The 11,052-nt window shown below is 70.5% G+C and carries 9 protein-coding genes and 2 pseudogenes; 3 read left to right on the top strand and 8 right to left on the bottom strand.

Features of this window, described 5'->3' with window-relative positions; genetic code table 11:
• Nucleotides 1–94: 94 nt before the first annotated feature.
• From C8E96_RS27765 to C8E96_RS27740, 6 genes are all read right to left on the bottom strand, one after another.
• Nucleotides 95–1,498, bottom strand: a complete 1,404-nt coding sequence (locus C8E96_RS27765) for a M14 family zinc carboxypeptidase (RefSeq protein WP_228770321.1) — start codon at nt 1,496–1,498, stop codon at nt 95–97.
• Nucleotides 1,499–1,636: 138 nt separating this feature from the next.
• Nucleotides 1,637–2,503: an aldo/keto reductase gene (locus tag C8E96_RS27760; protein ID WP_091383596.1), complete on the bottom strand. Its 867-nt coding sequence runs from the start codon at nt 2,501–2,503 to the stop codon at nt 1,637–1,639.
• Between the two features lie 40 nt (nt 2,504–2,543).
• Entirely contained in the window at nt 2,544–2,909 is a 366-nt protein-coding gene (locus tag C8E96_RS27755; protein WP_091383597.1) for a hypothetical protein, read from the bottom strand.
• Nucleotides 2,906–5,620: an FtsK/SpoIIIE domain-containing protein gene (locus C8E96_RS27750; RefSeq protein WP_091383598.1), complete on the bottom strand. Its 2,715-nt coding sequence runs from the start codon at nt 5,618–5,620 to the stop codon at nt 2,906–2,908. Before C8E96_RS27750 ends, C8E96_RS27755 begins: the two co-directional genes overlap by 4 nt.
• Nucleotides 5,621–5,866 (bottom strand): hypothetical protein, encoded by a 246-nt coding sequence (locus C8E96_RS27745; RefSeq protein ID WP_091383599.1) that lies wholly within the window; start codon nt 5,864–5,866, stop codon nt 5,621–5,623.
• Complete coding sequence (locus tag C8E96_RS27740) at nt 5,863–6,123, bottom strand: hypothetical protein (RefSeq protein ID WP_091383600.1); 261 nt, start codon at nt 6,121–6,123, stop codon at nt 5,863–5,865. The genes C8E96_RS27745 and C8E96_RS27740 overlap by 4 nt, the downstream gene beginning before the upstream one ends.
• A gap of 93 nt (nt 6,124–6,216) precedes the next feature.
• Between C8E96_RS27740 and C8E96_RS27735 the strand changes: the two genes are divergently transcribed.
• On the top strand, nt 6,217–6,567 hold the full coding sequence (locus C8E96_RS27735) for an antibiotic biosynthesis monooxygenase family protein (protein ID WP_228772109.1): 351 nt from the start codon (nt 6,217–6,219) through the stop codon (nt 6,565–6,567).
• A gap of 34 nt (nt 6,568–6,601) precedes the next feature.
• Here C8E96_RS27735 and C8E96_RS27730 read toward each other — a convergent pair whose 3' ends face one another.
• Both C8E96_RS27730 and C8E96_RS27725 read right to left on the bottom strand, forming a co-directional pair.
• Nucleotides 6,602–7,171: a DUF305 domain-containing protein gene (locus C8E96_RS27730; RefSeq protein ID WP_091383601.1), complete on the bottom strand. Its 570-nt coding sequence runs from the start codon at nt 7,169–7,171 to the stop codon at nt 6,602–6,604.
• Between the two features lie 2 nt (nt 7,172–7,173).
• Nucleotides 7,174–7,926, bottom strand: a complete 753-nt coding sequence (locus tag C8E96_RS27725; protein WP_091383602.1) for a lytic polysaccharide monooxygenase — start codon at nt 7,924–7,926, stop codon at nt 7,174–7,176.
• Between the two features lie 264 nt (nt 7,927–8,190).
• On the opposite strand from C8E96_RS27725, the pseudogene C8E96_RS34535 reads away from it, so the two are divergent.
• Together C8E96_RS34535 and C8E96_RS34530 are read left to right on the top strand one after the other, a co-directional pair.
• Nucleotides 8,191–9,603 (top strand): annotated as a pseudogene (locus C8E96_RS34535) (ATP-binding protein); the annotation flags it as partial.
• Nucleotides 9,598–11,052 (top strand): annotated as a pseudogene (locus tag C8E96_RS34530) (Hint domain-containing protein); the annotation flags it as partial. The pseudogenes C8E96_RS34535 and C8E96_RS34530, both read left to right, overlap by 6 nt.

The following is an 11,052-nucleotide window of genomic DNA, read 5'->3' as shown; positions in this document are numbered from 1 at the left end:
TCCTGCGGACCCGCGGCGGTGCTCGCATCACCGGTCGCGGGTGGGGTGGCGGTCGCCCCTGACGGCCTGGCCACCCCGGTGGTCTTCTACCTGGTCACGGCCCGTACGGGCGGGCCGCCTTGCTCGCCGCGTAGGTCAGCATCGGCTTCACCTTCGGCCAGTACGTGCCGCTCTGGCAGGAGTACGCGGGCAGGAACCCCGCACAGCTGCCACTGGTGTTGCCGATCTCCCACACGAAGCTCGCCGCGCCCAGGTCGTCGTAAACCCAGTCGTCGGTGGAGCCGCCCGCGTTGTACAGGACCTCGCCGGGCTGCCCGTAGCGCCAGCCCCCCGCGATCCGGGCCATCTCCTTGGCCATCGCGCGCAGGCTCGCGTCGTTACCGGTGTGGTAGGTCGAGCTGAAGCCCCACGGGAACAGCACCATGTTCGAGTAGCTGTGCATGCTGATCACGACACCCGTCGTGTCGGCGGGCGCCGCGGCCGAGGTGCCGGTGGCGCGGCGGTCCTTGTACAGGCTGCGCCACAGCTGCTGCAGCGCCTTGGTCTCGACCTCGGAGTTCGCGCTCGGGCCGCGGTAGGTCTCCGAGCACGGGTTGGTGCTGCTGCCGGTGCCGTATCCGGAGCTGGTGTTGCGGTTGAGGTCGATGCCGATCTGGCTGGTGCCGCCGGTCGTGCCGCAGTTCGGGCCGTTGGTGGTGTTCGCGTTCTTGCGGTGCGTGTACGGCGACCCGCCGCCGCGCTGGACGATGTCGACGCCGTCGGGGTTGGCGATCGGCACGACCCACACCTCGGTCGAGTTCAGCAGCGAGGTGACCTGGCTGTCGACGCCGTAGCCGTCGGTCAGGTGGTCGATCCAGCGGTACGCCACGTCGCCCGTGGTGATCTCGCGGGCGTGCAGCTGGGCCATCACGAACAGCCGCGGCTTGGGCGCGCTGGTGCTCAGGGCGCAGTCGCCCGCCGCCTTCTTGGTGATGCAGATGGCCTTGAGGTCGTAGCCGCCCGCGCCGCGGGTCTTGCGCCACGAGTCGCCGTAGTCGACGACGGTGGCCAGCGCGGCGTGGTCGCTCGCGACCTGGTTCAGGTGCGCGTACTGGGCGTTGACCGTGCGGTAGCCGCCGTAGTAGGTCTCCTCGGCGACCGCGGCGTCGAGCACCGCCGCCTGGCCGCTGCGGGCCGGGGGAGTCCACTTCGGCGGGGCGAGCACCTGTTCGATGGACACCCGGAAGCCGCCGCCGCGCAGCCTGCCGCCGGTGTCGTTGCGACCCATGACGAACAGGTCGTCGCCGTCACGGTCTTCGAGGACGTCGAAGCCTGCGGTCAGCAGGGCGTCGGCCTTCGCGGCCCCGCCGGTGATCCGGTACACGTAGGTGGGGCCGGTCGCCTCCGCGACGGCGGGGGCGGTGGGTGCCGCGGAGCCGGGCAGGGCGCTGAGCAGCACGGCGGCCGTGGCGGCCGCCGCGAGGCCCAGCGTGGCCGCGGTTCGTCGAGTGGGGGACAAGGACAACCTCCTGGGACGAGAGGATTTCCGCCAGATTGCCCCGAACGTAACAGCTCCACCAATCCCATCAAGACATAGCATTGCGATATGGGTTAACTGGGAAAATGGGATGGCGTAAGGGAAATCCCTCGCACCGGGTCAATGGGACGGCGAATTGCCGCCATCGAGCCGGGCCATCTCCGCGTCGTCGAGCCGCAAGTCCGCTGAAGCGGCGGAATCGCGGATGCTCTCCGGCCGCGAGGACCCCGGAATCGGGATCACCACCGGTGCCTTGGCCAGCATCCAGGCCAGACACACCCGCTGCGGGCTGACGCCGCGTTCCACGGCGAGGTCGGCGAACGGCCGGAACCGGCTGCCCAGGTCGGCGGCCCCGCCGATGCCGCCGAGCGGACTCCACGGCAGGAACGCGATTCCCAGTTCCGCGCACAGCTCCAATTCCGGTTCGCTGCTGCGAAATGCCGGTGAGAACTGGTTCTGCACCGCGGCCAGCCGCCCGCCGAGGATGTCGTTCGCCTCGCGGATTTGCGTGGGATCGAAATTCGACACCCCGGCCAGCAGAATCTTGCCCGCGTCGAGCAGTTCGGCCAGCGCGCCGACCGACTCCGCCACCGGCACGGTCGGATCGGGGCGGTGGAACTGGTAGAGCCCGATCGCCTCGACCCCCAGCCGCCGCAGCGACTCGTCACAGGCCTTGCGCAGGTACTCCGGCCGCCCGTCGAGCCCCCAAGCCCGACCCGGCCCGCGCGTGTGCCCGCCCTTGGTCGCCACGAGCACGTCCGCGTCCAGACCCTTGAGCGCCTCGGCGATCAGCTCCTCGTTGTGGCCGAAGTCGGTCTCGTCGAGCGAGTACGCGTCGGCGGTGTCGATGAGGGTGACCCCGGCGTCGACCGCGGCCCGGATCGTCGCGAACGCGCGCTCGCGGTCCGGCCTGCCGTCGACCGACAGCGGCATCCCGCCCAGTCCGATGGCGCTGACCTCGGTCTTGCCGATCCGTCGGGTTTCCATGCCCCCGATCCTGCCCGCGCCTGCCCGAGCCCGCCAGCCGTCAGCAGCGACGAGGCCAACTGGCCCGGCGGACCGCGGCGTTGAGCGCGTCGGTCGCGGGTTCGACCTGCGCGAGGTAGTCCTTCAGGTTCTCCGGGTCCGCGCTCGGGTCCGCGGCGGGCAGTGACCCCAGGGTCAGCCAGCTGACGTCGGCCAGCGGCGCCGCGACCTGCCGCCGCCACCAGCCCGTGACCTCCTCGGTCACCTTCGCCTCGGCCTCCTTCGCCGCCGTGATCTCCTTGTCCTCGGCGGCGATCTCGCCGATCAGGGCGAGCGAACGGGCTCGCTCGTGCTCGGAGTGCGTGCGGGCCGCTCGGTGCGCGGTGTCGAGGAGTTCCTTGTAGCGCGCGCTCGGGTCGTCGGTCATGAGGGGTCCATCGCGGTCGAGGTGTCGAACGGGATCACGACCTGCGGCCGGGCGTGCGTGGTGCGGTCGAAGAACACCGCGCGGTGCGGGCGCGGCGACCAGTCGACGAGCTGACCGGCCGCGATGCTGTTGAGCTCCTGGCCCTGCACGTCGAGCGCCACCCAGGCGCCCACGTCGTCGGTGCCGCCGAAGCCCAGGGTGTCCTTGAGCCTGCCGACACCGCGCCACCAGCCGATCGTGTGCACGTGGGCGGTCGGTCCGTTCTTGAGCAGGGACCGCAGCCGGTCGAGCCCGCTGCGCATCAGCGGCGGCTCCTTGACCTCCAGCCACGGGTGGGCCGCGTCGACGGCGTAGAAGAACACGAACCGCGGACGCTCGGCGGATTCCTCGGTCAGGGTCGCGATGTCCTCGCCGGTCCGCAGATCGACCACATGCCCAAGACCGGTGAGCACCTCGGCGAGCCGCCCGACCCGCTCGTGCAGTGATGCCACCGGGCACCACAGGCTGAAGTCGCACGTCCCCGGCGCGTGCAGCCGGGCCAGCGACAGCGCCGCACTCTCCATAATGGACAGAGCGTCCGCCGTCGCCGTGCCCAGGACGGCCAGGTTGCGGCCGGGCACCGGGTCCAGCCGCGGGCACGCCGACTGGTCGGCCACGTCGATGACCTGGCCCAGCACGGGACCGGTCGGGTTCGCGTACGCCGCCGCGGTGAGCAGTTCGGGCTGGTGGGCGCCGTCGAACAGCCGCGGCACGGGGGAGGACTGCTCCTCCCACAGCCTGCGCTGCAGCGCGTCGAACGTCCCCCGGCTCGACGCGTCCGGGATGTGCGCGATCTCATTCCCGTGCGCCACACCGGATTCGTGGTTGAGCACGGCGTGCCAGCGCGGCAGCGTGACCGAGGCGTTGTTGTGCTCGGCGAGCACCCGCTTCGCCTTCGGCATCGCGATCCGCAGTGTGCACTGGTCATAGACCGCGGGCTTGCCCCAGAACGCCTCGATGCCCGCGATGTCCTGGCTCGCGAGCACCAGGTGGATGCCTTGGGAGCGCCCGCGCCGCGCCACGTCCTCCAGCAGCGACGCCGCCTGCTGGGTGATCTGGTCGCGGCCGCCGAACAGCGCCTGGAACTCGTCGATGACCGCGACGATGCGCGGCCAGTGCCCGTCCGGGTCGGCCTCCCGCAGCTCCGCGAGCTTGGTGACCTCCTGGCGCTTGGCCGCCTCCGCCCGCCTGGCCAGCTCCTCGGCCAGGAACCGCAGCAGCGCCAACCCGAACTCGCGGTCGGTGTTCACGTTCACCCCGACCAGTCGCGCCTGCGGCAGCCAGCTCGGGTCCTTGCGGCCCGGGGTGAGGCCCGCGAAGGAGACACCTTCCTTGAAGTCGAGCAGGTACATCTCCAGCTCGGACGGCGGATACCGGGCGGCGAGACCGCCGAGCATCGCGTAGAGGAAGTTGGTCTTGCCCGACCCGCTCGGCCCCGCGACCAGCGCGTGCGGCGTCGCGTCGCCGATCACCACCTCGACCGGAGCACCGTCGTGGAACCCGACCGGGGTGCGTAGCTCATCGCGCGCCGACTCCTGGCACAGCGTGTCCGGCAGCAGGTCGGCGAACGTGCGCGGCCTGCCACGCCGCGACAGCACGACCTCGCCGATCGCGCTCGCCGCCCGGCTCACCGACGCCGCGGGCGCGGGCGCGTCGGCCCGGACCACCACGCCCGGCCCGGTCATGCTGCTCGTCGCGTGCTCGCCGTCGACGAAGGTCACTGTCTCCATCGGACTGTTCCCCGCCACCGGCACGTCCACCAGGATCAGGTGCACCCCCGCGTCCGGCCCGGTGCGCGCCACCCGGTTCAGCTCGCGGTAGAGCTCGTCCGCGGGCCGCTCGCCGTTGCCGAAGAGCACCGCCACCTGCCACGGCTCGACCCGCTTGCCCGCCGCCGCGCACGTCTCCCGCAGCGATCCGGCGCCGTGGCGCAGCGTCGCCGCGTGCACCTTGCGGATGTGCCCCGCGAGACCGGCGAGCAGGTCGTCGAGCCGGGTCGGGTCGTGCACCACCATCAACCCGGCCGCCGTCAGCGGGTGCAGCCTCGGCAGCGGACCGGTCAGATGGCCGATGTCCCACAGGTGCACCCTGATCGCGCCCGGGACGAACGTGCTCAGCATCCGGACCAGCAGCGACTCCACGATCGAGTCCACCGCCGCCCGGCTGTCGGCGACCGAGTTCAGCCGCAGGTGCCCCACGTCGAGCAGCGGCACCGCCAGCGGGAATCCGTGCTCCGGCGGGGCGTGCTCCACCCGCGCCGACCCGATCCGCCACAACCGCGGCGCCGAGGCGCCGGGGTCGCGCCCGACCTTCCCGAGCCAGTCCTCCCACGGCAGCCCGGCCGGGCCGACCGCTTCGGCGGCGACCACGTCGCGGACCGCGCCGAGGCCACTTTCGTGCCACTCGGCGTAGTTGCGGTCCCGCTCGGCCGTCACCCGCTGCCACACCGCGCGCCGCGCCGGGTCGTCCGCCAGGCTCGCCATCAGGGCGGAATCGCGGGCGGCCGTCGCCAGACCCATCCCGTAGACGGCCCGCTCGAACTCCAGCTGCCGCTTGCGGGTCTCGGCCCGCGTCCGCCGGTTCTGGGCCGCGCCCAGCGCCAGCCCCAGCACACTCCGCAGCTCCGCCAGCGCCTGCTCGGCCCGATTGCGACGCTCGCCCTTGCCCAGCATCTACAGCCTCATCAGATAGTCGATCACGGCTTGGCGCCCGCGCGCGATCAGCTCACTCGCCCGGTTCACCTCGGCGATCGCGAGTTCGAGTTCGGCCGGGTACCAGCCGTCCTCGACCCGCTTCACCCCGAGGAGGACCGCCTTGGCGTCCTCGAGGGAGGGCACGGCCGCCGCCGTGTAGGCGGCGGTCCGGTCCAACGCGTCGGACACCTCGCGCAGCCGCTCGGCCAGCTCCGAGATCGTCAAAGCCGTGCCGCGTAGCCCTCGGCGGTGGTGATGCTCGCCTGGACCGTCGCCTGAGCGCCCGCGAGCACCTGCAGTGCCTCCGCCAGCAGCCCGTGCGCCTGCGCCACGTCCGCTTGACCACTGCCTTGAGTCGCCGTCGCCAAAGCGCTGCGCGCCTCGTCTAGTTGGAGCGACGCCTGTGAAATCGCCGCGATACCTGCCTGGGCCTTTTCGGTGGCCACCGCGATCCCTGTCCGGATCTCTTCCACGCCCGCCATGCCGTCGAAGATTAGTGCTGATGATCTCCAAGCGGCGCACCGGGTGCACACCTCTGACCGATCGTGGGACCGCACCGGGTGAACGCTGGTTGAATGTCGGACATGGACACTGGGGACATCGCAAGCACTCCCGAACCGCCCTACTATGCCGTGGTCTTCACCTCGGTCCTGCGGCCGGACCACGACGGCTACTACGAGACCGCCGCGCTGATGGCGAAGCTGGTCGCCGACAGCCCCGGCTACCTGGGCCACGAGAGCGCGCGCGGCGCGGACGGCCTGGGCATCACCGTGGCCTACTTCACCGACGAGGCCGCCATCAAGACCTGGCGCGACAACGCCGAGCACGCCGCCGCACGCGCGCGCGGCCGCGCCGAGTGGTACTCCGGCTTCGAGCTGAGGATCTCAAAAGTAGAACGCGCGTACGGATTCCGGCGAGCCGACTAGCGTCTTGGCATATATCCACTGAGGACTTGTCGGGCTAGCCGGGTTGCCCGGTCAGGGTGAGCAGCTGCTCGATCTGACCCTTGCGGGACCGGACGACCCGGTCGGCGAGCGCCCGCGCGGAGTGGCTGACACCGCCCGCCAGCTCCGCGCGGGCCATTTCCACCGCACCGTGCTGATGCCCCGTCAGCACGGTGACGAAGCGGCGTTCGAACTCGCCGTCGGTGGTGGTCCTGAGGTTCTCGATGGTGTCGGGGGCGGTCACCGGCAGCCCGCCGTGCGCCTCGTGCGCGCCCGGGTCCGGGTCGGCGTCGGCGGGCTTGCCCCACTCCGTGAGCCACCTGGTCATCGACTCGACCTCCTCGGCCTGGGTCAGCTCGATCGCCCTGGCCAACTCGCCCACCTGGGCCCGCACCGGGCGTCCCGCGGCGAGTCGGACCAGGTCGATGCCCTGGCGGTGGTGGGCGATCGACATCTGCAGGTACATCACATCGGTGTCGTTGAACTCCACGCCCGGCACCGGGGCGAGCGTCGGGGCTGAGGCGGGCGCGCCGCACCCGGCGAGGGCGGCTAGGGCCGTGAGGGCGACCAGGATGCGGCGCGCCACGGTCAGCTCCGCAGCCAGAGCGCGGGGGTGACGTCGGGTTCCCAGCCCGACAGCGCCGTGTGGGCCTGCCTGCAGGTGTAGGAGGCGCCGTTGTAGGTCACCACCGCCCCGGTCGCGTACGCCGTCCCGGGAGTCCAGGTCCCGCTCGACGGCGGGGTCGTGGTCGGCGGCTTGGTCGTCGTCGGGGGAGTGGTGGTCGGCGGAGTCGTGGTCGGTGGCGTGGTGGTCGGTGGCGTGGTGCCGCCGCCGATCTGCAGGTCGACGCACGAGTAGAAGGCCATCGGGGTGTCCGCGATGTTCCAGATCGCCAGGAGCTTCTGCCTGCCGGAGAACCCGCTGAGGTCGACCTGGTGACTCACCGTCGCCCCAGGCTGGGCGCCGCCGCTGTTGAAGTACGCGACCCGGGTGTTGCCGATGTAGTACTCCCAGTCGCGGGTGGAGTGCCGGGCGGTGATCACCCAGTTGAACGTGACCCGGCCGCTGACCGATGTGGTGGGCCAGGGGCGCGAGTCGTCGTTGAGCTGGGCGAACTGGCTCAGCCCGGCGTGGCAGTTGCGCTGCCCCTTGGGTCCTTCGACGCTCTGCGGCTCCCAGACGATGGGGCCGCAGTCGGGCACCTTCCCCTGCGCGCACATGGCCTGCCTGCTGGCGGGGGACGACACGTAGCCGTGGGCGAGAGCCGGGGTGGCTGGGATGACGACGAGCAGGAGCGGGGCGAGAGCGGCTCCGGCGGCCAGGGCGAATCGACGTTTCACAGGGTCCTCCACAGCGGCGATTCCGTGCCGCGGGGCACGGTGCGGGAGCAGTGGGACGCCTGCTGCCTCAAGGGTGCTCGGATGGTCTAGACCATAAGTCGGGGTCCGGATGGCGTCAAGATCCGCGGGTGGGGCGGGAATTTCACAGAGTTACCGCGCGTACTCGGATCGGATCGGTACGGCCAGGTTGCCCAAGGGCGGGGACGGCCTCCGGTACCTTGGGACACCTGTTCGAGCGATAGACGAAGCCGGGAGAGCGAGCCAGTGACAGCCGAGACCCTCTATGGGGCCGACGACCTGACCCATCTGGAGGGTCTGGAGGCGGTCCGCAAGCGGCCCGGCATGTACATCGGCTCCACCGACAGCCGGGGCATCAACCACCTGTTCAGCGAGATCGTCGACAACTCCACCGACGAGGGTGTCGCCGGTCACGCGTCGAAGGTCACGGTGACCCTGCACGCCGACGGCAGCGTCCAGGTCGACGACGACGGCCGCGGCATCCCGACCGGGGTGCACGCCAAGTCGGGCCTCTCCGGTGTCGAGCTGGTGCTCACCCGGCTGCACGCGGGCGGCAAGTTCGGCGGCTCCGGCTACAAGACCTCCGGCGGCCTGCACGGCGTCGGCGCGTCCGCGGTCAACGCCCTGTCGCACCGCTTCGACATCACGGTCAAGCGCGAGGGCAAGGTCCACCAGATGTCCTTCGCCCACGGCGTGCCCGGGGTGTTCGACGGGCCGGGCCCCAAGGCGAAGTTCACCCGCCAGTCCGGCCTCAACATCGTCGGCAAGATGAAGCGTGGCGAGGCCACGGGGACCTCGATCCGCTACTGGTATGACGCGCGCTACTTCGAGAACGCCGCCGCGCTGGACGTGGAGGCGGTGCGGGCCAAGCTGCGCAACACCGCGTTCCTCGTCCCCGGCGTGAAGTACGTGCTGCGCACGGCCATCGAGGACGCGATCTCCGAGGAGTCGTTCCACTACCCCAACGGCCTGACGGACATGGTCGACTTCCTCGCCCCGTCGAGCGAGCGCGCCGTCTCGGGCACCCTGCTGATCCTCGGCGAGGGCACCTACCTGGAGAACGCGGCCGACGAGAACGGCGTCATGCGGTCCAAAGTGGAGCGAAAGGCCGAGGTCGAGGTCGCGCTGCGCTGGGGCACCGGCTACGAGCGCACCGTCGAGTGCTTCACCAACACCATCCGCAACATGCACGGCGGCACCCACCGCAAGGGCTTCGAGCGCGCGGCGGTGAAAGCGCTGCAGGACGCCATCTCCCGCACCCGCGGCCTGCTCAAGCCCAAGGAAGACCTCCCGACACTCGACGACGTGCTCGAAGGCATGACAGCGGTCGTCCATGTGCGCATCCCGGAGCCGCAGTTCACCTCGCAGACCAAGGACGAGCTGTCCACCGCGGGCATCACCAAGGTGATCGGCGGGGTCGTCGAGCGCCACCTCAAGGCGTGGATCGACGACCGCAAGACGAAGTCCGAGGCCAAGGTCGTCCTGCAGAAGATCGTCGACGCCGGTCGTGTGCGGGTCGCGCAGAAGCAGCAGAAGGACGCCGCACGCCGCAAGACAGCGCTCGAGGGCGCGGCGATGCCGCCGAAACTGGTCGACTGCCGCGCAACGGGTGTCGCCCGCAGCGAGCTGTTCCTCGTCGAGGGCGACAGCGCGTTGGGTTGCTTCACCGGCGACACGATGGTCGCGCTGGCGTCCGGGCGGACCATGTCCTTCGAGGACCTGGCTGCCGACTGGGCCAACGGGGTCACGCACTTCGGCTACACCACGAACAAGGCGGGCCGGGTTGTGGTGGCGCCCTTGGTTGAGCCCCGACTCACCAAACGTGGTGCCCCGCTGGTTCGGGTGACCCTGGACAACGGCGAATCCGTCCGATGCACGCCGGATCATCGCTTCCGCCTCCGCGACGGTTCATACCGGCGCGCGGACGCATTGCGGCCGGACGACTCACTGATGCCGCTCTATCGGTCTCTCTCAGCGAAGTCTGCCGGTGACAAGCTGGACGGTTACGAGAAAGTCTGGATGAACGACCGGGAGGAATGGGTCTACACCCACTATCTCGCGGACGCGTACAACCTGCGGCATGGCGCCGACAGCACGGACAACGGCAACGTGCGCCACCACATAGACGTGGACAAGCGCAACAACGACCCACGCAACCTGCGGCGGATGACGTGGGAGGACCACTCGGCGCTGCACGCCTCGATGATGGGCGAGCACGTCCACGCCGGGTATCGAGCCTGGCTGGACAAGGGTGGACTCGAGTTCAAGTCCGCGATGTTGTCCGCGCAGTGGAAGGACCCCGGTTTCCGCGAGGCATGCTTGAACCGTCTCGCCGCGTTGAACTCCGATCCCGATTTCCGCGAGCGCATCGAGCAGGGCTTCCAGGATTGGTACGCCTCTCTCGACGACGCCGAACGGGCGGCCTACGCAGAACGGATGCGGGAACTGCAGGCGGAGTACTGGGCACATCCCGAGCACCGCTTGGCGGCCGCTGCCCGCGTGCGCGCCTTCTTCGCCGACCCCGCGCGTCGAGCGGAGTGGAGCGCCCGGTCGAAGGCGCAGTGGCAGGACGAGGAACTGCTGGCGTGGCGGTCGAAGCTCACCATCCAGCAGTTCGCCGACCCCGCGGAGCGGGAACGCCAGCGGGCCGCGGTGATCACGTGGCACCGGCAGAATCCCGAGTTCGGCGAGCGTCATTCGGTTCGGATGCGAGCGCGGCTGAGCGACCCGTCCAACGGGCATTTGGCCGCCGCTCAGGCGGGCCGCGCGCGGTACGTGGAGACGGTTCCCCGAGCGGAGCGCGTCGCCAAACAGAACGACGGCCGCAGGCTGGCCGCTCTTCGGCGTCTCGCACCGCTGATGGAGTCGCTGTCCGACACGGAGCTGGCTGAGGCGTACGAGACCACTCGACTCGGCACCGCACGCACAGGTCTGCGCTTCGACCGTCTGCTCCAGTGCTATGAAGGCGACTTCCAGCGCTTGCGCGAAGCCGCTTCACTTGTCAATCACAAGGTCGTGTCGGTCGAGCCGCTGACCGAGACCGCCGACGTCTACGACCTCACCGTCGAGGGCTACCACAACTTCGCGCTCGAAGCGGGCGTCTTCGTC

Source organism: Actinokineospora alba (assembly GCF_004362515.1).
GTDB classification, from domain to species: domain Bacteria; phylum Actinomycetota; class Actinomycetes; order Mycobacteriales; family Pseudonocardiaceae; genus Actinokineospora; species Actinokineospora alba.
The sequence above is the reverse complement of the archived record's forward strand: the minus strand, read 5'-3'. Positions and strand labels throughout refer to the sequence as shown.

Coding starts and splice junctions, on each gene's coding strand:
- C8E96_RS27735 (WP_228772109.1), top strand. CDS start 6,217: ATGTCGGACATGGACACTGGGGACATCGCAAGCACTCCCGAACCGCCC.
- C8E96_RS27755 (WP_091383597.1), bottom strand. CDS start 2,909: ATGACCGACGACCCGAGCGCGCGCTACAAGGAACTCCTCGACACCGCG.
- C8E96_RS27760 (WP_091383596.1), bottom strand. CDS start 2,503: ATGGAAACCCGACGGATCGGCAAGACCGAGGTCAGCGCCATCGGACTG.
- C8E96_RS27740 (WP_091383600.1), bottom strand. CDS start 6,123: ATGGCGGGCGTGGAAGAGATCCGGACAGGGATCGCGGTGGCCACCGAA.
- C8E96_RS27750 (WP_091383598.1), bottom strand. CDS start 5,620: ATGCTGGGCAAGGGCGAGCGTCGCAATCGGGCCGAGCAGGCGCTGGCG.